29 protein-coding genes are annotated in these 24,245 nt (G+C 32.6%); 20 read left to right on the top strand and 9 right to left on the bottom strand.

The genetic code is table 11. The features are described from left to right. Positions 1 to 52: 52 nt before the first annotated feature. Both MKY81_RS16145 and MKY81_RS16140 read left to right on the top strand, forming a co-directional pair. On the top strand, positions 53 to 724 hold the full coding sequence (locus MKY81_RS16145; RefSeq protein WP_107958467.1) for a hypothetical protein: 672 nt from the start codon (positions 53 to 55) through the stop codon (positions 722 to 724). A 256-nt stretch (positions 725 to 980) separates the two neighbouring features. Next, positions 981 to 1,160, top strand: a complete 180-nt coding sequence (locus MKY81_RS16140; protein WP_066229854.1) for a YozD family protein — start codon at positions 981 to 983, stop codon at positions 1,158 to 1,160. Between the two features lie 52 nt (positions 1,161 to 1,212). On the opposite strand, the gene MKY81_RS16135 is transcribed toward MKY81_RS16140, so the two are convergent. Beyond that, positions 1,213 to 1,338: a hypothetical protein gene (locus MKY81_RS16135; protein WP_235598292.1), complete on the bottom strand. Its 126-nt coding sequence runs from the start codon at positions 1,336 to 1,338 to the stop codon at positions 1,213 to 1,215. Positions 1,339 to 1,473: 135 nt separating this feature from the next. Here MKY81_RS16135 and deoD point away from each other — a divergent pair, with 135 nt between their 5' ends. The 4 genes from deoD (at position 1,474) to MKY81_RS16115 (ending at position 5,209) form a co-directional block, all read left to right on the top strand. Continuing rightward, positions 1,474 to 2,172, top strand: a complete 699-nt coding sequence (deoD, locus tag MKY81_RS16130) for a purine-nucleoside phosphorylase (RefSeq protein WP_107921239.1) — start codon at positions 1,474 to 1,476, stop codon at positions 2,170 to 2,172. A gap of 96 nt (positions 2,173 to 2,268) precedes the next feature. Next, a complete protein-coding gene (locus MKY81_RS16125; RefSeq protein WP_108071466.1) occupies positions 2,269 to 3,054 on the top strand; it encodes a M15 family metallopeptidase in 786 nt (261 codons plus the stop codon). Positions 3,055 to 3,199: 145 nt separating this feature from the next. After that, positions 3,200 to 4,660, top strand: a complete 1,461-nt coding sequence (locus tag MKY81_RS16120; protein ID WP_325946192.1) for a lmo1851 family serine protease — start codon at positions 3,200 to 3,202, stop codon at positions 4,658 to 4,660. A gap of 195 nt (positions 4,661 to 4,855) precedes the next feature. Further along, positions 4,856 to 5,209 carry a MarR family winged helix-turn-helix transcriptional regulator gene (locus MKY81_RS16115; RefSeq protein ID WP_341118331.1) on the top strand — a complete coding sequence of 118 codons (354 nt, stop codon included), beginning with the start codon at positions 4,856 to 4,858 and terminating at the stop codon, positions 5,207 to 5,209. Positions 5,210 to 5,320: 111 nt separating this feature from the next. Here the strand turns inward: MKY81_RS16115 and MKY81_RS16110 are convergent, their stop codons facing one another. Next, entirely contained in the window at positions 5,321 to 5,566 is a 246-nt protein-coding gene (locus MKY81_RS16110; protein WP_108071470.1) for a DNA alkylation repair protein, read from the bottom strand. 102 nt (positions 5,567 to 5,668) lie between these two features. Here MKY81_RS16110 and MKY81_RS16105 point away from each other — a divergent pair, with 102 nt between their 5' ends. From MKY81_RS16105 to MKY81_RS16095, 3 genes are all read left to right on the top strand, one after another. Then, positions 5,669 to 5,935, top strand: a complete 267-nt coding sequence (locus MKY81_RS16105; RefSeq protein WP_108071472.1) for a hypothetical protein — start codon at positions 5,669 to 5,671, stop codon at positions 5,933 to 5,935. A gap of 346 nt (positions 5,936 to 6,281) precedes the next feature. Beyond that, positions 6,282 to 7,076: a CAP domain-containing protein gene (locus MKY81_RS16100; protein WP_341118330.1), complete on the top strand. Its 795-nt coding sequence runs from the start codon at positions 6,282 to 6,284 to the stop codon at positions 7,074 to 7,076. 126 nt (positions 7,077 to 7,202) lie between these two features. Beyond that, positions 7,203 to 7,349 carry a DUF2639 domain-containing protein gene (locus MKY81_RS16095; RefSeq protein WP_341118329.1) on the top strand — a complete coding sequence of 49 codons (147 nt, stop codon included), beginning with the start codon at positions 7,203 to 7,205 and terminating at the stop codon, positions 7,347 to 7,349. Positions 7,350 to 7,382: 33 nt separating this feature from the next. Here the strand turns inward: MKY81_RS16095 and MKY81_RS16090 are convergent, their stop codons facing one another. The 3 genes from MKY81_RS16090 to MKY81_RS16080 form a co-directional block, all read right to left on the bottom strand. Continuing rightward, positions 7,383 to 7,946, bottom strand: coding sequence for a GNAT family N-acetyltransferase (locus MKY81_RS16090; protein WP_341118328.1), 564 nt, complete (start codon positions 7,944 to 7,946; stop codon positions 7,383 to 7,385). Between the two features lie 274 nt (positions 7,947 to 8,220). Continuing rightward, entirely contained in the window at positions 8,221 to 8,817 is a 597-nt protein-coding gene (locus MKY81_RS16085; protein ID WP_066229826.1) for a DedA family protein, read from the bottom strand. A 15-nt stretch (positions 8,818 to 8,832) separates the two neighbouring features. After that, positions 8,833 to 9,615, bottom strand: a complete 783-nt coding sequence (locus tag MKY81_RS16080) for an undecaprenyl-diphosphate phosphatase (protein WP_066229824.1) — start codon at positions 9,613 to 9,615, stop codon at positions 8,833 to 8,835. Positions 9,616 to 9,794: 179 nt separating this feature from the next. Between MKY81_RS16080 and MKY81_RS16075 the strand changes: the two genes are divergently transcribed. The 3 genes from MKY81_RS16075 (at position 9,795) to dapF (ending at position 12,982) form a co-directional block, all read left to right on the top strand. Beyond that, a complete protein-coding gene (locus MKY81_RS16075) occupies positions 9,795 to 10,547 on the top strand; it encodes a hypothetical protein (RefSeq protein ID WP_108071479.1) in 753 nt (250 codons plus the stop codon). Between the two features lie 132 nt (positions 10,548 to 10,679). Next, a complete protein-coding gene (locus MKY81_RS16070) occupies positions 10,680 to 11,921 on the top strand; it encodes an EAL and HDOD domain-containing protein (protein ID WP_341118327.1) in 1,242 nt (413 codons plus the stop codon). A gap of 74 nt (positions 11,922 to 11,995) precedes the next feature. Beyond that, positions 11,996 to 12,982: a diaminopimelate epimerase gene (gene dapF / locus MKY81_RS16065; protein WP_108071483.1), complete on the top strand. Its 987-nt coding sequence runs from the start codon at positions 11,996 to 11,998 to the stop codon at positions 12,980 to 12,982. 30 nt (positions 12,983 to 13,012) lie between these two features. Here the strand turns inward: dapF and MKY81_RS16060 are convergent, their stop codons facing one another. After that, complete coding sequence (locus tag MKY81_RS16060) at positions 13,013 to 14,842, bottom strand: DNA ligase D (protein ID WP_108071485.1); 1,830 nt, start codon at positions 14,840 to 14,842, stop codon at positions 13,013 to 13,015. Positions 14,843 to 14,967: 125 nt separating this feature from the next. On the opposite strand from MKY81_RS16060, the gene ku reads away from it, so the two are divergent. The 5 genes from ku to MKY81_RS16035 all read left to right on the top strand — a co-directional run bounded on the left by ku (position 14,968) and on the right by MKY81_RS16035 (position 19,697). Further along, positions 14,968 to 15,807, top strand: a complete 840-nt coding sequence (gene ku, locus MKY81_RS16055) for a non-homologous end joining protein Ku (protein ID WP_066229811.1) — start codon at positions 14,968 to 14,970, stop codon at positions 15,805 to 15,807. A 74-nt stretch (positions 15,808 to 15,881) separates the two neighbouring features. After that, positions 15,882 to 16,541 (top strand): phosphatase PAP2 family protein, encoded by a 660-nt coding sequence (locus tag MKY81_RS16050; protein ID WP_066229808.1) that lies wholly within the window; start codon positions 15,882 to 15,884, stop codon positions 16,539 to 16,541. A 136-nt stretch (positions 16,542 to 16,677) separates the two neighbouring features. Next, on the top strand, positions 16,678 to 16,848 hold the full coding sequence (locus tag MKY81_RS16045) for a YjcZ family sporulation protein (protein ID WP_108071487.1): 171 nt from the start codon (positions 16,678 to 16,680) through the stop codon (positions 16,846 to 16,848). Between the two features lie 334 nt (positions 16,849 to 17,182). Further along, on the top strand, positions 17,183 to 17,383 hold the full coding sequence (locus MKY81_RS16040) for a cold-shock protein (RefSeq protein ID WP_066229805.1): 201 nt from the start codon (positions 17,183 to 17,185) through the stop codon (positions 17,381 to 17,383). Positions 17,384 to 17,714: 331 nt separating this feature from the next. Beyond that, positions 17,715 to 19,697 carry an LTA synthase family protein gene (locus MKY81_RS16035; protein WP_376066103.1) on the top strand — a complete coding sequence of 661 codons (1,983 nt, stop codon included), beginning with the start codon at positions 17,715 to 17,717 and terminating at the stop codon, positions 19,695 to 19,697. A gap of 74 nt (positions 19,698 to 19,771) precedes the next feature. Here MKY81_RS16035 and MKY81_RS16030 read toward each other — a convergent pair whose 3' ends face one another. The 3 genes from MKY81_RS16030 to MKY81_RS16020 form a co-directional block, all read right to left on the bottom strand. Continuing rightward, positions 19,772 to 20,398 (bottom strand): LysE family transporter, encoded by a 627-nt coding sequence (locus MKY81_RS16030; RefSeq protein ID WP_108071489.1) that lies wholly within the window; start codon positions 20,396 to 20,398, stop codon positions 19,772 to 19,774. 116 nt (positions 20,399 to 20,514) lie between these two features. Continuing rightward, a complete protein-coding gene (locus tag MKY81_RS16025; RefSeq protein ID WP_108071491.1) occupies positions 20,515 to 20,970 on the bottom strand; it encodes a YndM family protein in 456 nt (151 codons plus the stop codon). Between the two features lie 121 nt (positions 20,971 to 21,091). Continuing rightward, positions 21,092 to 21,433, bottom strand: coding sequence for a hypothetical protein (locus tag MKY81_RS16020; protein WP_066229798.1), 342 nt, complete (start codon positions 21,431 to 21,433; stop codon positions 21,092 to 21,094). A 162-nt stretch (positions 21,434 to 21,595) separates the two neighbouring features. Between MKY81_RS16020 and MKY81_RS16015 the strand changes: the two genes are divergently transcribed. The 3 genes from MKY81_RS16015 to panF all read left to right on the top strand — a co-directional run bounded on the left by MKY81_RS16015 (position 21,596) and on the right by panF (position 24,134). Continuing rightward, complete coding sequence (locus MKY81_RS16015) at positions 21,596 to 22,375, top strand: alpha/beta hydrolase (protein ID WP_107919995.1); 780 nt, start codon at positions 21,596 to 21,598, stop codon at positions 22,373 to 22,375. A gap of 65 nt (positions 22,376 to 22,440) precedes the next feature. Next, on the top strand, positions 22,441 to 22,707 hold the full coding sequence (locus tag MKY81_RS16010) for a YhdT family protein (protein WP_066229794.1): 267 nt from the start codon (positions 22,441 to 22,443) through the stop codon (positions 22,705 to 22,707). Further along, the gene (gene panF / locus MKY81_RS16005; protein ID WP_066229792.1) at positions 22,704 to 24,134 is read left to right on the top strand and encodes a sodium/pantothenate symporter; all 1,431 of its coding nucleotides are present in this window, start codon (positions 22,704 to 22,706) and stop codon (positions 24,132 to 24,134) included. The genes MKY81_RS16010 and panF overlap by 4 nt, the downstream gene beginning before the upstream one ends. The last annotated feature ends 111 nt before the right edge of the window (positions 24,135 to 24,245 follow it).

The following is a 24,245-nucleotide window of genomic DNA, read 5'->3' as shown; positions in this document are numbered from 1 at the left end:
TGCATATACTAACTAATAATACTTAGGTTGTGTTTCAAGGAGACGGGAGGAAATGAAAAATCACAAAAATCCAAAGTATGAAATAGGTGATATTGTAGTAATAACGAAGTATGGATCGGTAGGGAAAATTACAAATATTAAACTTATTGATGGACAATATTTATACGAAGTAAATGATAGCGGTGGATTATTTAAAGAAAATGGAATTATGTTACTTACTGATTATAAAGGTGAATTGTTTGATAAAGAACAAATCGATATCGAGTATAAATTCTTTTTTGGCGATTTAGTTCAAGTAAAGGGTTATAAAGACGAATTATTTAAAGTGGTTGGTTTTCGGACTGAAATTTGGCGTTATCAAGAGGATGCCTGGGAAGATATAATTTATGAGCTTACAAGGATACATGATGGGGAATGGCTTGAGGCTGATGAAGCAGAACTCATACTAATTGCAGATTCCGAGCATGCAGACGCGTTTTTAAGGAAATTTGGCTTTGTCTATCCAGCAATAAAAACAAACAAACCATTATTAATCCCTCCACCAAATGAACAATTAGGTCATAAAATTGATTGCCTACTAGATAAATACAATGATTACAAAACATTATACTTAATGTTTCACGATGAAAATTATGTTTCGACCCTTCGAACAATTGAAAGGCAACTGTTAAATCTATCGTATTTTTTGAATGGCAATTTAGAAAAAGACAATGTAGATCCCTAACATGATAAAAGAAATAATGAAGGCTGTAAATAAGATAGATAAGATGTTTTCCATTGCATGTACAATTTTTTGTTCAAATAATTCGGAATGTATCCACGTTTTTAATCCGTGTATGCGGCCCATAATCATACTTCCCTTCAAATTAATTGTGATTAATAAATCAATATGCTTGTCCCGCAAAAATGATGACATTAAATTTCGATTGCTTAATATTTATTTAAATAACATACATTTTTAAACTAAGGAGGCGATTTTTATGAAAGAAATTGAAGTGTTTATTGACACTGAGGAGATAGCTGAATTTTTCTTTCAAGAATTAATTAAAAGAGGGTATGCTCCGAATGAAGAAGAGGTTGAAGAAATCGCCGACATTACATTTGATTACTTAATTGCAAAATCAATTATTGATGAGGAACCAGAGGAAGACACATATTAAGCAAAAAAGCTTTCCAAATGAGGAAGGCTTTTTTGCTTATTTGAAAACAATATCATCTTTTTCGTTCTTTAGCAGAGAATTCCTTTTCATGAGCTATTTGTTCGGCAACAATTTGGTCTTCAGGAATATGATTATTTTTCTTTTGTCCATTGATTCGATTGCGATTTTTCTTGCCCAAAGAGTATCCCTCCTTCTTACGTTTATACTATATATAGTGCCCAAAAAGAGATTAGACATGACTTTCAAGAATTTATTTGCATCCTAATAAGGAAAACAGTAAAATTAAAATACTTGATTTTAGAGGAGGAATATTATGAGTGTCCATATTAATGCGAAAGAGAATGCAATTGCTGAAACCGTACTACTGCCGGGTGATCCGCTTCGTGCAAAATACATTGCAGAAACATTTTTAGAAGATGTTACATGTTACAATGAAGTTCGTAATATGTATGGATTTACCGGAACATATAATGGGAAGAAAGTGTCTGTTCAAGGAACAGGAATGGGAGTCCCATCAATATCTATTTACATAAATGAATTAATGCAAAGTTATAATGTGCAGAATCTAATTCGGGTCGGTACATGCGGTGCTATTCAAAAAGATGTGAGAGTACGTGACGTTATTTTAGCTATGACCGCCTCAACTGATTCGCAAATGAACCGTCTGACATTTGGTGGAATTGATTATGCACCAACTGCCAATTTCGATTTGCTGAAAAAGGCTTATGATGGTGGTGTTGCTAAAGGACTGAACTTAAAAGTCGGAAGCGTGTTTACTGCAGATATGTTTTATAATGATAATGCAGAACATGAAAAATGGGCAAAGTATGGTATTTTAGCAATCGAAATGGAAACAGCAGCATTATATACACTTGCAGCTAAATTTGATCGTAAAGCATTATCTGTATTAACTGTTAGTGACCACCTGCTAACTGGTGAAGAAACCACAGCAGAAGAAAGACAAACGACGTTTAATGAAATGATTGAAGTTGCTTTATCTACTTTGGTTTAACGGCTATAATATAAAGAGTGAGCTTTTAGAGGCTAGCACCCTGTTAGTCTCTATTTTATTTTGCGACTACGTTGATTAAAGAAGAAAGGTGAAAATATGAAGCGAATTATTACGATAACATCAGTGCTTCTACTACTTAGTGGTTGTAGTTGGGGACAGAACGATCATACAATATCTAAGGATAAAAATGAGTCTATTCAAACGAACAATAAAACACCTGAAAAGAAGGTTGAAGGAAATTTATTGCTAGAATCGAAGTACTTTAATCACATTAAAGACGTGAATGGACAGAAATTAATAGAAAATAATTCGAACATCTTAGCTCTTGTTAATAAGACCTATTCAATTGGTAATTATATTCCTAATGATTTAGTTCGTCCAAAAGTACTATTTTCTTTTGGTGATCAAGATATTGAAAAAAGTTATATGAGAAAAGAAGCAGCTGGTGCTTTGGAAAAAATGTTCCAAAATGCGAAATCAGATGGCATCGATTTATATGCTTCCTCCGGATACCGATCATACAAACGGCAAAAAGAAGTACTGAATGCTGAAATTGCAAATGTCGGAAAAGAAAAGGCGGTTCAAGCGGTGGCTATTCCGGGTCAAAGTGAACATCAAACCGGATTAGCAATGGATATCACAAGTAAAAGTGTGAATTTTCTCCTAACAGAATCATTTGAAAAACAAAAAGAAGGGATATGGCTTCGAGAACATGCCCATGAATATGGGTTTATCCTCAGATATCCGAAGGGAAAAGAGAAGATTACCGGATATGAGTATGAGCCATGGCATTTCCGCTATGTTGGTAAAAAGGTTGCGACAATAATTTATAAAAATAACTGGACTTTAGAAGAGTACTTTAAGCATGTAAAGAAAGCATAAAGCAGGCGCAGCCTGCTTTTTTTACCCGTAATGCAGACAAAAAAGCTTTTCTTTCTTAAAAAGGTAAAAGCTGATAAAATAAAGAAGTTAGTATTTCGATTTGTAAACCTCGTAATGTAAATGGGTATGAAAGTGGTGAAGCTCTTTGGATAAAGAAGAAAATAAAGATTTCGATTCAAAAGAAGATCAAACTAATGGCTACATAAGAATTAGAAAATTTAAATTTGTTATGCTTATTTTTGTGCTTATTTTTGCAACTGCAGGTATAACCACCTTTGCTTTAGCTTTTGGGGATGAAAAGGCTGTAAAGGTAGGTGTTAATCAGAGGACGGAGTTTAATAAATTATATGATACGTATGATGAATTAAACAAAAAATATTATAAAGATATAGATAAAGAAAAATTAATTAATGGTGCGATAAATGGAATGCTGGATTCATTAGATGATCCATATTCTGACTATATGACCAAGGAAGAAGCAGAGAAATTTCATGAAAGCATTTCATCATCGTTTCAAGGAATAGGTGCTGAAATACAGGAGAAAGATGGAAATATAGTAGTAGTATCTCCAATAAAAGGTTCACCTGCTGAGAAAGTTGGCATTAAACCTAATGACAAAATATTAGCGGTTGACGGAAAAAGTATTCGTGGGATGAGTGCAAACGAAGCTGTTCTATTAATACGAGGTGAGAAAGGGACAAAAGTGACCCTAACTATTCAACGAGCAGGCTCCCATGATACGACACAAATGACCATCACTAGGGATGAAATCCCGGTAAACACTGTATACGCTGAAATGTTGAAAGACGGTATTGCTAAGATTCAAATTACAAGCTTTTCAGAGAACACATATAATGAGCTATTAACTGCATTGAATGAAATGGATTCAAAAGGCATGAAATCACTCATTATTGATCTTCGTCAAAATCCTGGTGGCCTTCTTGACCAAGCGATTGAAATTTCTAATCTATTTATTCCAGAAGGAAAGACAATACTTCAGGTGGAAGATAAAAATGGAAAGCGCGAAGTTATAACTGCCAAAGACGGTAAAAAAATTAAAGTACCATTAGCAGTCGTAATCGATAAGGGAAGTGCTAGTGCTTCGGAAATCTTTGCCGCAGCAGTAAGTGAATCCGCTGGAATACCTTTAGTTGGAGAAAAATCCTTCGGTAAAGGGACTGTTCAAACAGCTACTGATTTTAAGGATGGTTCCAATATGAAATTCACAACGGCAAAATGGCTAACACCAAATGCTAATTGGATACATCAAAAAGGGATCGTACCAAATTATCAAGTAAAAATGCCGAAATATGCTGAATTACCGCTAATCAATCCGGATTCTAAATATAAAGTTTCATCATTATCGAATGAAGTTAAAGCTGCTGAAGAAATGTTGAAAGCTCTTGGTTACAATCCTGGAAAAATAGATGGATATTTCGATGAACATACTAAAAAGGCAGTAATGAATTTCCAAAAAGACACGAAATTAAAAGCTAACGGAAATTTACAAGGGGATACTACGATTCAATTAATGAATAAGATAAGGGAAAAAATCATTAAAAATGATACACAAGTAAATAAAGCGATAGAATTATTAAAAAAATAAAAAGAAAAGAAACTGACATTAATTATATGTCAGTTTCTTTTCTTTTATAGCGGTTTCATTTAAATTTTATTTATAGTAGAATAAAATGAATGGGGGAAAAGAAAGGAACGCAAATGGATGGATAATGAACTATACAAACTTGAATTAATATTCCGAAATATATATAGAAAGATGAAGGAGCAATTTAATTCAAGAATGAATGAGTATGTAACGACAAATGAATATATGGTTTTAAAATTGATGTATAACGGAAAAATGCGTGTAACTGATCTTTCTAAAACTTTGGAAGTATCAGCAAGCCATATTACAAGTATAACTGACTCCTTAGTACAAAAAAATTTAATTGAAAGAAGTCGTTCAAGTAAGGATCGCAGGGTTGTGGATTTAGAATTAACAACTGAGGGAAGAGCACTAATTAAAAATCTTAATCAAATTACTTCAAATTATATGCAGGAAATGTTCGGTGTATTTACAGATGATGAAAAAAAAGAATTAATCACACTTTTACATAAGCTTGAAAATCAATTATTCAATGAAACGAAAGAATAAATACTTTGCAAAATGAAAAAGGAAATTCCAATAGTAAAGATACCAAACTTTCTTAAAAAAGCATGTTTGAAAATGGATACGATTCGATACTTTTGGAACATCCTTTTTAGTTTATTTAATGTTTTCGCCAAACTTTAAAAACGTCATCTCATCTTCCACAAGTCCACATGCGCCACATTGCACTCTGTATTCAGGCCCTTTATAAGAAATGTGGAAAAGATCGGATGAATGATTTCCATAATCTTCAATAATTTCTCCTGATTTCGGATCCATTTTTACAGCTTGTGGAACTTGTTGTATGATATTAAATCGAGTTCGGTTTGTTTTGCAATTCGGACAGCAATATGGACCGTGCATAAATACAACCTCCAATATTATATATTTTAAGTTCAAGTGGTTTTAACTTTATCATAACCAATTTACAATCTATTTATGTCTACAATTAAAGGATGAGAATTAGTGGATTATTCAAAACTATTAGAAGCTTATTTAAGCATTTGGAACAATAGAATCGATTCCGACGATACACTTTCACCTAAAGAAAAACTCCATGAATTAATAATAATGGAGCTTCATGACGAGCAAACCCACCCTCGAACAAGAAAAACAAAAGAAGTGAAATTTTACCTTGCGATCAAACGAGTAGCGAATTCATCGTTAACAGACTCTGAAAAAATCGCATTAATTCGATATTATACTGAGGTAATGGAAGAAATCAGTCATTAGTAATCCTAATGGCTTTTTTTTATGAGATAAAAATTATTGAAATCTATTTGAAATAATTGATATATAAAAACGTGGAAATAAAATTTGTCAATAGCTAATCTTTGTTATTATGTGGAAGCAACTAAGAAAATATGGAAATTTAGCTAATGAAAGTTAGTGCTATATTTAAATTAGAAAACCGATAAAATAAGGATATTAGTAGAATACAGTTTTTGAAAATTAATAGTTAAAATTAATTTCTACGATTTTAGTATTCTCTTCCAAAATTATTACAAAAAACATATGATATGATTTTCTTGCAAGACAAAATCAGACATTGTAGATAACAAGGAGGAGACTTACATCCATGAAAAAAACATTCATTACTACAGCAACTGCATTAACACTTCTTGCAGCACCATTGATGAATAAAGCAGACGCTGCTACAATTCAAAATGATTCAAATAAATCTATTAAAATCGCACAATATCAGTATAAAGTTAATAATATAGATGAAGCACAATCAATAATTAATCAACTATTGGCTAAATACAATGTTAATGGCAAACATACGAATAATATTAAAAATGAAGTAAATCAATCCAAACAAAATGTACAAAAGAAGGCAACACCGGCTGATCATTCTACAACAACAGCGAAAAAACCTACGGAAAATGCAAAACATGCTAATCAAAACAAACCAAAAACTGGAGAATCAAGCAATACAACTCCAGCAAAATCAACAACACCGACTACTTCAACTACACAAAAAGCTGATTATAGTTTAAACGCTTTTGAAAAGCAAGTAGTAGATTTAACAAATAAAGAACGTGCGAAAAATGGTCTTCCTGCACTTAAGATTGATACGGAATTAAGTAAAGTAGCTCGAACAAAATCTAATGATATGGCAAAAAATAAATACTTTGATCATACAAGTCCAACATATGGTTCACCATTTGATATGATGAAGAAATTTGGTATTTCCTATCGTTCTGCAGGTGAAAATATTGCAATGGGTCAACGTTCACCTGAAGAGGTAGTTAATGCTTGGATGAACAGTGCAGGTCACCGTGCAAATATTTTAAACAAAAACTATACACATATTGGTGTTGGATATGTAGAAAATGGGAACTATTGGACTCAAGAATTCATTGGTAAATAATGTATTTATCAAAAAAACCTTCTTTTCAAGAAGGTTTTTTTGTCTTTTGAATCTAAAAGGCATCATATTTCGCAAAATTAGCGCATATAGTTTAGGGACAAGTACTAATTTTGGGGGATTGATATTATGGCATATAAATATTCTAAAGGATGGTATGTTCAGAAGTTAAAAGAAAAAGGAATCCGCTATCACCCAATAGGAAGAAAAAAACTAGAGTTATACAAAACATGGGTAGTACGGAATCTTTATAATGAGCAATTAAAGAAAAATTAATATAAAAAAAAGAACTCGCTTTTTGCGAGTTCTTTATGCTTCAAGGGCATGTGTTTCATCGTTAGCTGTTTGCTGCCGCATCATATAGAGTGAATAAAGATCTTTTGAAATTTCATATAAATCATATATATATTCTTTTGCATTTAATTGATCAAATACAACTTTGCGAGATTCATTCGCTTTTATTACATATGGAAGTTTTTCTGCAGCTTTTATAGAACGAATATTTTCTTTACGAATTCGCATGAAAATCGTTTCAATACCTAATTCATAAAATACCTCGTTAAAAAATGCCTCTTTTGCATGTTTATTATACCCTTTCCCATGATACGGTTTTCCGATCCATGTACCTAAAAATCCAGCACCATTTTCAATATCGTATAAATTAATCGTGCCTATAGGATTTCCCCATTCATCAATTATTGTTCGCGAAATGAGTTCTCCTTTTTCTTCAGCTTCTATTGTATGTTTCGTTAAAAATAGAAACTCGTCATGGGAATTTGCTTTATGACGAACAAAAGGAAAGACTTCCGGGTGTACCATCAAATCGAATAGAATGTGGCTTTCTTGACCAATTAATTCGCGTTTCTTGAGCATGACGATCCCTCCAATGAGGGCAGTTTTCCCCTAAGTAGGAAGATCCACCCTCGAAATTTTTTAAAGTTGCGTAAAAAATTTCGGGGTGGGAATCGAACCCACTAGGACCAGTCAAGAAACTTTTCTGGTGGCGCACCATTTGCCTTCCCTAAATGCTGTATATAAACTTGTGTAATTATTTTCTGATTGTATATTACAATAAATTTCAGCAATTGAAAATAGGTTTTTTATTAATTTTTTTTGACTATTTATCCCTCGTTTCGACAAATTATTTTTACTTCTTCTTTTTGATAAAGTAATGATAACTAAAGTAAAGTAATAAAGAAAAACAAGCAATTAATATAATTGGTTTTATGTAGGCAGACGCTACGACACTTATCGAATTCCAATGCTGGTTTAATTGCATCCCTATTAAAAGAAAAAGAATGGTCCAAGGCAGCATAGCCGCAATCGTATAGATTAAAAATTGATGAAAGGGCATCCTTGCAATGCCTGCTGGAATTGAAATCGCATGGCGTACGATAGGAATAAATCTCGCCGTAAAAATAACGATCGTTCCATATTTATTAAACCATAATTCAGCAGCATCTAAATGACTACGTTTTATTAACAAAAACTTTCCGTATTTTTCAAAAAAAGGACGTCCGCCATACACACCGAGCCAATAAAGAAAAAGTTGGGCGATCGTTCCCCCAATTATTCCCGCAAGTAAGGCAGCAAAAAAGGATATGTCCCCATTAGAAATTAAATAGCCACCATATCCTAAAACGACTTCGCTTGGTATAACTTCAATCATTAAAGCAATAGTAATACCGAAAAAACCATATTGACCAAGTAGTTCAAGTATATTTGTGACCCAGTCAGCAGTCATATTATTCAACTCCAATTAAAAAATTCCTAAAGTTTGTAATAGAATAATCGAGATTCCAAGAATCCAAACATAATAGGCAAAGATTTTAAGAGATCGCTTCTTTAAAAAATTCACCATTCCAACAATTGCTAAATAGCCAAAAATAGCTGAAGCAACTGTCCCAAAAAGAAGTCCAGTAAGTGTTACAGACTCTACTTGTCCAGAAAAAATATCTTTCCCTTGTAACACGATCCCACCTAGAATGGCTGGTGTAGATAATAAAAATGAAAAATATGCTGCCGTTTCCCTATCTAATTTTCTAAATAGTCCTGCTGCAATCGTCAAACCTGATCGAGACAATGCTGGGAAGATTGCTGCTGCTTGAAATGATCCAATGATAAAAGCATCTGAATAACGTATATCTTCTAAATTTTTTTCGCCTTTTTTTGCTTTTTCTGCAAACCAGAGGACGAAACCAGTAACTAGAAATTCCCAACCTATTGTGCTGCCAGTCTTCGATATTTCATCAAAATAATCTTTAAATAAAAGACCGATAACAACAGCTGGTATTGTACCGACTATCATTACAAGTGATAATTTACTAAAAGGATTGCAAATCATTTTCCATAATTCACTTTTATAAACGACAATAATGGCTAATAATGTCCCCACATGTAGCATCGTATCAAGAAAAAGTCCTGCCTCATCCAACCCAAATAAATGTCTGCCGATATACAAATGCCCGGTACTCGAGATTGGTAAAAACTCGGTTAAACCTTGGATAATTCCTAATATGAACGCTTGAATATTCGATAACAAAAAATCACCTACTTTATGTATTGTAAATTTGGACAACTATTAAATACATATGCAAAGCATTCTAAGAAAATAATGAAAAAAATTATTTAGAAAAAGAAATTAATAAGTTGTTTAAATGTGAATAAACTCTATCAATTTTCATATAATAGACTGATACTTCTTGGATAGGGTGAAAAGAAATGAATATAAAAGAGTATTATTCCTCTTTGAAGAATGTGTATTTTAATCAATTAGTTATTATTGGCGTTTCGGCAACAATCTGCATATTTATTATGATCTATTTTGAAATAACGATATTTCATAAATTGATTTTTATTTCGATCGGTACATTATTAGTCTATTTCTATAGTAAATACTTTTATTTTTCATATCGAGAATCAAAAGCATCGAACCTTTTAAACTCGCAAGAAAAAGTATTGCAACATAATCAATTTTTATTATTCCAGGAAACAAACCCTAGTTTTCAATTAAAACTTTTTAAAAGTAATGGGATTTGTGAATGGGAAATTTCTGAAGTTAAAAAAGGCTCAATGATGAAAACAAAGTATCGGTCCCATTTATTTGAGTTAAAAAAACGGGATGGAAGTACACTAGCACTATTTAAAATCCCTCGTTTTCAAAAATCAGAATTAGAAATAATCGCTTCGGGTAAAAAAATGAGACTTAATTTCGTTACCAAAGGGAAAGGCAAAGAAATTTTTTCCTTAAATCAACAACAATTCTCAATCGATAAAAATTCTTCAATCCTTCAACTGTTAAAAGATGGAACTGTGTTAATGAAAAGTGAAATCGGGTTAATGCCGCTTAATTGGCAAAAGCAGTTTGCGCCCAATACGCCAATTATTGAAATGAACGAAAAAGTTGAATTGCTAGATTTTTATATTGCTGTTTGTCTACTTATCTATTGCCTACAAAAGTATAAAAAGTTGTAACTCACATCTATAGGTTTTAATTTTGTTGCTCCTATAGATTTTTTTATGGACTTTAAACCTAGTTCTTTGGTATTATTTCTTTGTGATTTCACATTAATAGGAATAATTTACATCGAATAAGGGGAGAATTTCATGGAAGTTTTTGTTGCACGACAACCAATTTTTAATGAGAATGAAAAAGTAATATCGTACGAATTACTTTACCGTAATAATAAAGTAAATGCATTTCCTAATATTGACGGAGATCAAGCAACAGCTGATGTCATCATAAATAGTTTTTTAAATATCGGTATTGATAACCTTTCATCCGGATTACCTTGTTTTATAAACTTTACAGAAAATCTACTTCAACAAAAAGTTCCCACCTATTTCCCCCCGAGAGAAATCGTTGTTGAAATACTAGAAAATATTTTACCGTCCCCCGAACTTCTTACCATTTGTATGGAGTTAAAAAATCAAGGTTATCGAATCGCTTTAGATGATTACATATTCCATGAGAAGAATATTTATTCGTTGGAATTATTAAAAGTAGTCGATATTGTGAAAATAGATTTTTTGAATACAGATACAGTGAATCGAAAAAAGATTGAAACGATTGTTAAACAGTTTAATCTAAAATTATTAGCGGAAAAGGTTGAGACTCGAGAACAATTTGAACTTGCAAAAAGAAGCGGGTACAGCTATTTTCAAGGTTATTTTTTTAGTAAACCTGTAATTGTTTCAACATTTGATATTCCCGCGTCATTTAACTCTTATTTTCAAATTATAAATAAATTATCTTATGAAGACGTAAGTTTTGAAGCTGTAAGTCAAATCATTGAACAAGACTTATCTTTATCGTATAAATTGCTAAAATTAATCAATTCCCCCGCATATCGACCAAAACATAAGATTCATTCCATACCTCAAGCAATAATATTATTAGGTTTAATTGAGATTAAAAGGTGGATTTACGTGTTAGCCGTCAGAGAAAATGCTGGATGGCGTCAACAGCTTTCAGATGAGGTAAAAACTATTTGCTTAACAAGAGCTAAATGTTGTGAAATTATTGCGGAAAAATATATCGGAAGGGGCCAGTCGCCAAGTTATTTTTTATTGGGCCTTTTTTCCTTAATGGATACTATTTTATCCATTCCGATGGAAACGATATTAGATAAACTTCCACTTGAAGACACGATTTATAATGCTTTATGTGGGGAAGAAAATGAAATGAGAGAAGTACTGGAATTGGTTATTTCAATTGAAAAAGGGGAATGGGAACTCATGGAGCGATTATTAAATAAAAGCGGTATAGATTCTAGTAAGCTACCATCTATTTATCAACAGGCATTGCAGTGGAGTGTGAATGTATTAAATGAAGACTATTTAGATTGAATCTTGATTGAATTCTTTTTTTGTGGCACCCTTAATAAATAAGAAGTAAAGTACTGTTTTGTGGGGGATTAAATATGAATATACAAATTAGAAAATGCCACGGTTCGGGAAATGATTTTTTACTAATTGATGAAATGTCCTCTCAGTATCATTTTAGCGAGAAGGACCGACAAAATTTAGCTATCGCTTTATGTGATAGAAAGTCATTATTAGGTGCGGATGGTATTCTTTTTACGATGAATAGTGATCATGCAGATGCAAAAATGCGTGTATTTAATGCAGATGGCTCCGAAGCTTCGATGTGTGGAAACGGTTTACGTTGCGTAGGAAGGTACGTTTGTGAGTTGCTCCAAAAAGATGAGATCGCTATTGAAACGATGAAAGCAACACTTTTAGTAAGTAAAGCTGAACCAATCTTTAATGAAATTCCAACTTATTGTGTTGAAATTTCTCCGGTTCTATTTTCTTTGTCTGCCTTACCGATGAATATGGATAAAAATCATCTAATAAATGAGAAAATTGTTGAATTGTCGGATCAATTATTATTTTCCGCTGTAGCTGTCCCTAATCCGCACTTAATTAGTTTTGTGGATAAAGATGTGCTGCGTGCTAATACGCAAGAAACGATTGCAAAATATGTTAACGGTCCGAATCCATTATTTCCGGATGGAGTCAATGTGAGTTTTGTTAAAGAGTTGGAAAAGGGAGAAATTTTTGTTCGTACGTATGAAAGAGGGGTTGGTTTTACGAATGCGTGTGGAACCGCGATGTCTTCATCCTCGCTTATTTCTTGTCTACTTTCAATGAATGAATTTGAAAGTAGTATAGAAGTTTATAATAATGGCGGAAAAGTTCGATGTGTCGTACATAAGCTTGAAGATCAATATAAAATTGATTTAATTGGAAATGCTACCTATATTTACGATGCTGAAATTAAACTAGACCGACTAAATCCCGAGTTGTTTCAATTGATCCATAAATCAAGTTTTGATGAGCAAAAGTATTATGAAGAGCTTGAAACATATGCTAATAAACGAATTGAAAAGGTACTATTAGGATAAATAAAAAACATCGACGAGTGTCGATGTTTTTTATTTACTTCTTTTCAAAAAGTTTAAAATAGGTTCAAATGGTTGACTTTCTTTTGCTGAAAAAAAGTTTCCAAAAGGGCAAGGTAATTTTTTTATTCGTTGTAAAACCGTTTGCATTGTAAATTGTTCTGGATGAAGATGTTCATTCACTTCGTTCCAAAACAACGGTGTTGCAACAAGTGCATCTTCATGACCACGCATTGAATACGGAGCAATGATTGTTTTTCCTTCTGCATGCTGAACAAAGTCAACATATAGTCTACCTTTTCGATTTTTTTTCATTCGTTCAATAGTGAATAGATCTGGCTTTTCTGTAATTAAATAGTTTGCAATAAATTCAGTAAATAAGCGTGTGTCATCCCAAGTGAATTTCCTTTCGGGTAAAGGTATATAAACCTGTAGACCTTTATTTCCCGATGTTTTAATGAAACTTATTAAGTCTAATTGGTCAAATATTTTTTTCATCATTTGACTAGCTTTGATTGCTAGGTGGAATTCCTTTCGCGAAGGTGGGTCAAGATCAAAGACAATTTCGCTTACATATGGGTCTAATATTGTTTGAAAGGGTATATGGTATTCAATTGATAATTGGTTCGCAAGCCACATTAACGATTTTAAATCGTTGCAAACGATATAGTCGATTCCATCTTTTGCATGTGTTTGAATAAAATCAGGTGCATATTCAGGACAATTTTTTTGATAAAAAGGCTCACTAAATATTCCGTGGGGGAATCGAATGACTGTCAATGTACGATTTTGCAAAAAGGGCAGCATGAATGACGAAATCTTTCTCATATAGCGTACAAAATCTAACTTGGATATTGCATCTTTTTCCCACAACGGTTTATCCGGATGGGTAATTGATATATCTGGAATATGTGCTTCGTCTAGTAAAAATTGATCATACGTACATTCTTCCGGAGATAAATCAAAGCGAAAAGCATGAAAATGCGGTTCTCGTAGTTTTTCTTCAAACCACTCCAAATAATGTATATCAATGCAAATAGATGGGTGGATTTTAAGTAAACCATTATTATTCGCGTATGAATTCTCTTTGATTACCTTGTTTAAGACTTGTTTTTTATCCGCGTCAAGGCTAAATAAAAATAAACCAAGAGGATAAACAATTTTACCCTTGTATACACCAACATGATAATATCCGTTAGAAGAATCCAACCCTATAATAAAGCATGATACTTTTTTCCAATTTTTTAGTTTAATCCATGTTTCAGTTCTTTTCCCTTCCTCCCATTTGCTATCAATTGTTTTGGCCACAACACCTTCTCCATCAAATGATTTTACGCGATTCCATACTTTCTTAAAATCCTTTTCACTCGAAATTTGTTGGATTAACGCTGGGCTAGCATTTGTAGGATTAGTCGGTACTTCGATCTTATCGATAATGTTTTTCAGCTTTTTTTTTCTTTCTACTAATGGGTGATTTCGAATCGATAGCCCATTAATTTCTAATAAATCAAACACTAATAATTTGCATGGTCGCCTTCTTGCAAATTCTTTTATTCTGTCCTTCGATTTCATACGCCCTCTAATTTGTAATTCCCCAAAATTTGCAAGTCCTGGATTTTCTAAAACAACTAATTCTCCATCTAATATTAAAGGAAAAAAATCCTTAACACGTTCGTTAATACATGTTAAATACGCTTCTATTTCAGGAAATTGGGGAAGTAGATCCTTTTCATTGCGACTCCATAAGTGCATAACATTGTGATTCCATTCTAATATCGCGCGAAATCCATCATATTTAATTTCGTATATCCAGTTACTATTCAATGGAGCGTCGGATTTCAGCGTAGGAAGCATCGGTTTCATTGATCATCACCTTCCGTTATTATTCCCACAAAAGCTTGCAGTAGTATTTCCAAAAAATTATAAGCATGAAATTCTTAATAAATTTAATGCTTATATTAAGTAGGAATTTAGGAAGGGTGAGATAGATGCATACGATATGGAAAGGAAGTATTAGCTTCGGTTTAGTAAATATACCGATTAAATTGCATGCAGCAACAGAAGATAAGGATATTAAGTTGAGAACTCTTCACAAAAAATGTCATACACCGATAAAATATGAAAAAATATGTCCAGTTTGTGAAACAGAATTAGCGATGGATGATATTGTTAAAGGATATGAAATAACAAAGGGTAAATTCATCATATTAGACGAATCGGAATTAGATGAACTAAAAAAAGCGACAGAAGAAAAAGCCGTTGAAATAATAGACTTTATAAAAATAGAAGAAATCGATCCCATCTATTTTAATCGAAGTTATTATATGTCACCGAATGAAGGAGGAATGAAAGCCTACGGTTTATTAAGAAAGGCATTGTTGGAAACAGAAAAAGCAGGTTTAGCAAAAATCATTATGCGCTCAAAAGAGCAGCTAGCAATTATCAGAGTATATGAAAATACGCTGTTAATGGAAACCATTCATTTTCCTGATGAAGTGAGGAATGTTGGGGATGTACCGAATGTTCCGGCAGATGACCAAGTATCTAAAAAGGAAATTGACACCGCCATTTTGTTAATTGAACAATTAACAACTAAATTTGAGCCGGAAAAATATACCGATGAATATCGAACAAAACTGATGGAATTAATAAATAGTAAACAAGTAGGAAAACAAGCCGTAACTCCAAAGGAAAAAGCGCCGACGACAAATGTTACTGATTTGATGGCGGCACTTCAAGCATCCATTGATAAAACAAAACCAAAGGAAGAAAAAAAAGCGCCAACGAGAAGAAAAAAAGCTCCTGCGAAAGCAAAAAAAGCACAATAATGGACCTGTGTATAGAAAAGAAACAACCTCTAAGTATATGCTAAGATAGAAAAGAGATGCAGGAGGTTAGCTGTATGAGGAAACGAACATTAACATTAGGGATTAGTGCCATTTTTCTTATCGTAATTTTTATTTGGGCTTTTTTTGAAATTGCGACCGGATTAAACGGTACAGAAATTAGGAGTTTTGATAATCAAATTATTTCATTCGTTCAAGGAAAAATATCCGATAGACTAACATCAATTATGTTGGTTATTACTTTTTTTGGTTCGGTTAAAGGTGTAGCAACCATCACCTTCTTAGTTATCTTATTACTTTTTTTCTCTCGCCATCGATTATTATGTTTGTTTTTAGTCATAACAATTGGTATTGGTGCCGGAGTATTTAACCGGATATTAAAATTGTACTTTAAGCGTGAGCGACCGGATATTCATCCGATTATCCAAGAAAATGGTTTTAGTTTTCCGAGTGGCCATTCAATGGGATCGATGATCTTATATGGGAGTCTCGGTTATATATTAGTTAAGTTGGCCAAGCATAATTGGTCAAAAATTTTTGGATTATTAGTTGGATTGATCATTATATTTGTTGTCGGTTTAAGCCGAATTTATTTAGGTGTTCACTATCCAAGTGATGTTGTAGGGGGATATATTGCTGGAGCTTTTTGGCTGTTAATTTGTATATCTATATTTGAAATCGTTGAAAAATGGCATAAACGAAGAAAAAGAATATGATCCTTGGAATCATGTCTTTTTCAATTGTTCAAGTAGGCATTCGTCCATTTTTGCCCAAAATTAAAAATAAATATTCCCAAATACCTATATATGAATATGATGCTAGGGAAGTTTTAAATAAGGGAGGAATGACCAGATGAGCGGTGCTGTTGGTGGTGTTGGTTACGGTGGCGGCTTTGCCTTTATAGTCGTCTTGTTTATTCTTTTAGTCATTGTTGGCGCAGCGTATGTTGGCGGAGGATTCAGCGGATACGGCGGCTACGGTGTTGGACCAGGGTATGGGTACGGATACGGTTGCGTTTGTTAATAATCATGTACAGTCGTTTAGAAAACTGTTTTCCTAATAATTTCAAGCACCTTTTCATAGGTGCTTTTTTTGTCTTTGGGTCTATTTTGTTTATGAATAAGAGCGGTAAATATCCCTTATTTTTCCTTGATTTTTTTTATTGCCTGTTTTAAAATAATTAATAAATATAAAATAAAAAGCAATTATTATTTTTAAGGATGCAAATACGGTTTTAGATTCACATGTTATAAAGAGTGTCTACTTTTTTGTGTGGATATTCCTTATAATATGTGAATTTTTATTTACTTCGTAAATATAAGTAACATATTAAAAAAATATTGGAGGTTGTCTATACATGACACAAGGTACAGTTAAATGGTTTAACAGTGAAAAAGGCTTTGGTTTCATTGAAGTTGAAGGTGGGAATGACGTATTCGTACATTTCAGCGCAATTGTTGGTGAAGGCTATAAAACACTAGATGAAGGTCAACGTGTAGAATTCAATATTGTTGAAGGTCAACGTGGACCACAAGCTGACAACGTAGTAAAGCTTTAATCTTATAAACAAAAAAACTGCCAACTTGGCAGTTTTTTTATTTATAAGATTAATATAGTTTTCGCCAATTTTTGACAAGGAAATCATTTGAATATAAATATTTATCAACATTGTGTTATAATGAACATATCAATGAAATCTAAGGATAGTAACTGAAATGAAATCATTAAAATGTCGATTAACCAAAAAATTAATCGATTTTTTTATGTAGTACGGAAATACTGATTTAAATAAAAAGACTTGATTTTTTCTTAGAAAGTAATAAAATAATTGAGTATCAAATGATCTTGTGCCAATAATTAGTTTAAAAAACGTCACCTTGGGTCATTAAATGACTAATAGGAGGTATACTATGGGAAATATTAAATCTAAAATTCATAGTTTGTTAAATAAAAAGTATTCGTTATTCTATTTAATTGTAATTCTTTTTTGGTTAAAGTCTTATGCTGTGTATCAAAGTGAATTTAATCTTGATATTAAGAATAGTATGCAGGAGTTTTTATTGTTTTTTAATCCAATAAGTTCTGCATTATTCTTTTTCGCATTTGCCTTGTTCTTTAAAGGACGTGCTCGTTCTATAGCATTGGTCGTTATCGATTTAGTGTTGTCGATCCTTTTATATGCAAATGTGTGTTATTACCGCTTTTTTAATGATTTTATTACGATTCCTGTTCTTTTCCAAACGAAGAACTTTGGTGATTTGGGCGGTAGTGCGGCAGCATTGATGAAACCATATGATGTTCTTTATTTTCTTGATACAATTATTTTAATTGGATTGCTTGTCTTTAAAGTAGTTAAATCTCAATCAGAAAAAATGAATCGTCGCTCTATATTTGCAGTATTTGCAGCTGCAATTGCGTTTTTTATTATTAATTTAGGCCTTGCCGAAGCAGATAGACCTGAATTGTTAACACGTACTTTTGACAGAAACTATATCGTAAAGTATCTTGGCGCATATAATTACACCATTTATGATGCTATTCAAACGACTAAATCTTCAGCGCAACGTGCGTTTGCTGATAGTAGTGATGTTGTTGATATTGAAAACTATGTTAAAGCCAATCATGCTGAACCAAATAAAAAATATTTTGGTGCAGCAAAAGGTAGAAATGTAATTTATATTTCATTGGAATCTTTTCAAAACTTCCTAATAAATTATAAACTTGATGGGCAAGAAGTTACACCGTTCTTAAACAAATTAACACATGATAAAAATACATTTTATTTTGATAACTTCTTTCATCAAACTGGACAAGGAAAAACTTCTGATGCGGAATTTATGATGGAAAATTCATTATTCCCGTTACCAAAAGGTGCCGTATTTACAACGAAAGCAGCAAACACATATCAAGCAGCACCTGCTATTTTAGGGCAAAAAGGATATACATCAGCTGTGTTCCATGGAAATTATAAAACATTCTGGAATCGTGATGAAATGTATAAATCCTTTGGTTATGATAAATTTTTTGATGCAAATTATTACGATATGAGTCCGGAAAATACAATAAACTACGGTATGGAGGATAAGCCATTTTTTAAAGAGTCTATGCCTTATCTTGAAAAGCTTCCACAACCGTTTTATACAAAATTTATTTCTTTATCAAACCATTTTCCGTTTGAGTTAAATAACGATCCGAATTTCCCTGAAGGTGACTTTGGAGATACTATTGTTAATAAATACTTCCAAACAGCACATTATTTAGATGAATCAATTGAACAATTCTTTAATGACTTAAAAGCATCTGGTTTATATGATAATTCTATTATTGTGATGTATGGTGACCATTATGGTCTATCTGAAAATCATAATAAAGCTATGGCGAAGGTTATGGGAGTAGATGAGATTACACCTTATATCAATGCTCAATTACAAAGAGTACCATTATTCATTCATGTACCTGGTGTAAAAGGAAAAATTGATCATACGTATGGTGGAGAAGTTGATGTACGTCCTACATTAATGCATCTACTTGGTATTAATACAAAAGATTATATTACTTTTGGAACAGATTTATTGTCAAAAGAACATCATGAACTTGTTCCATTTAGAAACGGAGATTACGTTTCGAAAGAATATACACAAATTAGCGGTGAATGTTATAGTAATCCTTCAGGAGAAAAAGTAGATAACAAACTTTGCCAAGATAATGACAAAGTTGCAAAAACGGTACTTGAACTTTCGGATAAAGTCGTTTACGATGATTTACTTCGTTTCTATACGCCAAAAGGGTTTACACCGGTAAAACGTGAAAATTATGATTATACAAAAGATCAAACGATAAATGATACAAACAACAATAATAGTAGTAAATAAAAAATAATCCCCTTTATTAAAGGGGATTATTTTTTATTTGGTATAGCAGAGAGGATTCGTATGAGTAGAATGTTTTAAAAGAATAAAAGTATAATCGCTTCTTTTCCGAAATAAATTCCAAAGCCAATTAAACCTAGGCCGGAAACAAAAGATATCCACGTTAACAGACGAGAGCTTAACCATTTTCGAAAACTGCTAGCTACAACGGCCATTGTTACATCCCATAGAAATAATCCAATGAAAATGGCCATACTATGTAGGATAATATCGTGTGAATGAGCGGTTTGAATGGATTTAGCTAAAACAGAACCATAAATTCCAATCCAAAAAAGAATAGAAAGTGGATTGGATATCGACATAATAAAACCGGATGAAAAAGATTTCCGTAATGAATCTTTTGACCGATGATTAGTAGAAGAAAGGTTTTTTGCAGCAAACATACTTTCGATACCAGTGTAAATTAAAACAAAACAGCCAAATAAATAAAGAAAAATCTTTAAAATAGGTACCTCCAAAAAGTTTACGAATCCAAAATAAACACATAACATATAAAAGATATCTGCTGTCATCGCTCCGATGCCTAATACCCAAGAATGAAGGAAACCATTTTTTATTCCCTTATCCAATTGAGCAGCATTAATTGGACCAATAGGAGCTGCCAAGGATATACCTAAAATAATATAACTGAAAAAGACAGACATTCATGCAACCCTCCAAATATCATAACTAATATAGATTATTCAGAGGTGGTAGCTTGTACGACAAATTATAATTTAAAAAAATGAAAGGTGGTCTTTATGACCACCTTTTCAATTTCTCATCTATTAGTTTTCGTCTTTTGTCTCTTTTTTTTAGGTGTAATTTCCTCCGAAGCTTCCGTTGCATAATGCATTGCTGAGATCCGCCGTTTGCTTATTTGCTCTTGAGGATAAAATCTTCTAAACAGATAAATGTGAAAAAAGTACTCACAGAAAGCAATACCCAATCCACCGGTAATTGAAGCCCAAAACAATGCACGATAGTTGTCAATGTTCCCGTACGAGACGATTGACCATATGATCAGAAAGGACAAACCAAAATCGACGGAAGTTGCCACTACGTTATTGGTGCGGGGTAAAAGCAATTTATCCCCAATAATATATGAGATTACACCAATAACAGCAGTAATTAAAATGACACTTTGAATTGACATGCCGTAGAATAACCCGAGTATAACAAACAGAGCGATAAAGGAAGCAATGAACTTAATAGCTAATGCAGTTAATGTCTTCATTGTATGAACCCCTTTTAGGATGATATGCTGTTATTTTTTTATTAAATCGTTCATTTTATTCATAAAAAAACTACTTAACCAAAATGATTAAGTAGTTTTTTTAAACTAAGAATGCGTAAAACTATTCATTGTCGCTCTCAGTAATTTTATATTTTAAATAATTATAATTATCGGTAGGGACGGTTTTGTCGATCGTTCCATTTTTATTCTTATAAATTTCATATTCTCTATATGTTTCAACCACATAACCTTCCTCTTTATCTTTTTTTGAATTGACGAGTTTATATTCCAAAATAGGATTTAAATCATTCGTAATTGTTTTTTCATTTTCGATTGCATTTACAGGCAAACTCACATGAACATTATTTATTTCACTTTCGGTAATCGTATTTATATAAGCAAGAAAGACCAATACCCCTATTAAAAATATTGATGTAATTATTTTATATTTTTTTCTTTTCAAATTCTCCCACTCCTAACTTTATCGTAAAAACAGAAACTATCTATCAGAACCTATGCAAATTGACAAGTGTTTATGCAATTTTAATTTGTTCACCCTTTTCTTTTTTCATATTTCAATTAAATTCGTAAAAACTAGTGGTAAAAATTTAAAAAGGAGCCGATTATGCCAGTTGCTATTTGTGGGAATTCAAAGATATTTTATGACGATTATGGAGTAGGACCTGCTATTTTATTTGTTCATCCACCTGGAATGGGGAGGAAAACATTTATGAAACAATTAGCTCTTCAAAGCAAATTTCGTTTACTAATACCTGATTTTTCAGGGCATGGAGACAGCACCTCATCGGATGGAAGTATGACCATATCACTTTATATGAAAGAAATAGAAGCGGTACGAAAACATGCTGAAGAAAGTGCATTGTTTTTATTTGGGTATTCTGCAGGTGGTATAATTGTACAAGAATATGCAATTCAATACCCAATGAATGTAAAAGGTGTTATATTATCAAGTGGGTACCCAAAAATCGCAAATGAATTGTTGAAAGTAGAACATCAAATAGGGATTAATATGGTTATGTTTGCGCCAAAAATATTAGCCAAAATATTATCTATTAGCCATTTTAGTGAAAAAGCATTGCAATTAGAGCTATATGAACATATTTTGAAATCAAACCGGTTTACTTGGAGACAGTTTTATATTGAATCATTATACTTTAATTGTGTAGGAAGATTATCTTTATTAAATGCACCATTATTGCTAATGTATGGAACGATGTCAGATGTAATTAACCATCATGTTAAATTATATCCGAAAATTATTGACACTGAAATTCACTTTATTAAAGGAGCGGGACATCAGTTACCAACGAAAAAAGATAAAAAGGTGAATGAATTAATTACTTTGTTTATTAATAAACAAGTGAATAATAATTTGATTATGTAAACTTAATTGAAAAGTTTTCCATTTTTCTATGGACAAGTTTAAATGGTAAGAAAGGGGGGACAAAAGTGAATGATCGCCGATATAAGATTGCTCATAGGGAGGCATGGATTGGTGTTGGACTTGCTATCATCCATTTCCTTTGGTGGTTTGGATTTGCTTATGGGTTTGGAAGTGGAAAGGTAGAAGAATATACATATATTTTAGGATTACCTGCTTGGTTTTTTTATAGTTGTGTTATTGGCTTTATCGTTATTGTATTTTTAGTATTTATTGCAGTTAAGTTTTTTTTCAAGGAAGTTCCTTTTGAAAATGAGGAAAGTGGTGGAAAATGAATATTCAAGTAATTATTCCTCTAGTTATATTTTTACTATTATTTTTTATTGTAGGTTTATTAGCGTCACGTTATATAAAAAGCACTGATTCTTTTATTCAAGAATACTTTTTAGGTAGTAGACAAATGGGCGGTTTTATATTAGCGATGACAATGGTTGCGACTTATGGTAGTGGAAGCAGCTTTATCGGTGGCCCTGGGGCTGCATATAATTATGGATTAGCATGGGTGCTATTGGCTATGACACAAGTTGTTACCGGTTATTTTGTATTAATGGTTTTAGGTAAGAAGTTTGCGATTATTTCACGTAAATATAATGCGATTACACTGATTGATTTTTTAAAAGCAAGATATCAGTCAAATTGGGTTACAATCATTGCAGCCATTAGTATTGTTATCTTTCTGTTCTCATCTATGATTGCTCAGTGGGTAGGCGGAGCGAGATTAATGGAATCAATATTAGGTGTTTCCTACACGACTGCATTATTTATTTTTGCTGTATCTGTACTCATTTATGTTATTATTGGGGGATTCCGTGCCGTTGCTATAACCGATACTCTCCAAGGAATCGTCATGCTTGGAGGAACAATTCTATTATTAGTCGCTACTTTAATTGCAGGTGGCGGTATTGAAAATATTATGGCTGATTTGAAACATCAAAATCCAAATTTATTGAGTCCTTATGGCGCGGATCGATCATTAACTCCTTTGTACATCTCTAGTTTCTGGATTCTTGTAGGAGTCGGTGTCGTAGGGCTACCGCAAATTGCCGTTCGAGCAATGTCATATAAAAATGCAAAGGCGATGCATCGGGCAATACTAATCGGAACAGTTGTTATTGGAATCATTATGTTTGGGATGCATTTAATCGGAGTCCTCGCAAGAGCAATTGCACCAGGAATTGAAGACGCTGACACAGTAATGCCTATTATTACAATGAAGGTTCTACCTGCCTGGGCTGCCGGCATCGTTCTTGCAGCACCTATGGCAGCAATTATGTCAACGGTAAATTCCGTATTAATACTTGTTTCATCGGCGATCGTTAAGGATTTATACATAGGTTTTATAAATAAGGAGCCAAGCATTAAAAAAGTAAAACAAATAAGCTTTTTTACGACTTCTATTATCGGCATCGCAGTTCTAGTACTTGCCATTCATCCACCTGAACTCTTAATATGGTTAAATTTATTTTCTTTTGGTGGGTTAGAAGCTGTATTTATTTGGCCAATTGTTATGGGGCTTTATTGGAAAAACGGAAATAAGTATGGAGCCTTCTCTTCTATGATAATAGGAATGGGGTTATATATATTTTTTGATCGTTTCCATCCTAATCCGTTCGGCATGCATACGGTTGTGATCCCGATACTATGTTCGTTATTTATTTTTATAATCGTTTCCTTGTTTACAAAAAACAAAGCCACATTATAGGTGACTTTGTTTTTTTATAAACTGGAAATGAAAAAAACCATTCAATAAGAAATTATTATTTCTATAAAATATTTCTCGCATAATAGAATCATATTTTTAATATGTTAAAAA

It is taken from the genome of Heyndrickxia sp. FSL W8-0423 (assembly GCF_038009395.1).
GTDB lineage: Bacteria > Bacillota > Bacilli > Bacillales > Bacillaceae_C > Heyndrickxia > Heyndrickxia sporothermodurans.
The sequence above is the reverse complement of the archived record's forward strand: the minus strand, read 5'-3'. Positions and strand labels throughout refer to the sequence as shown.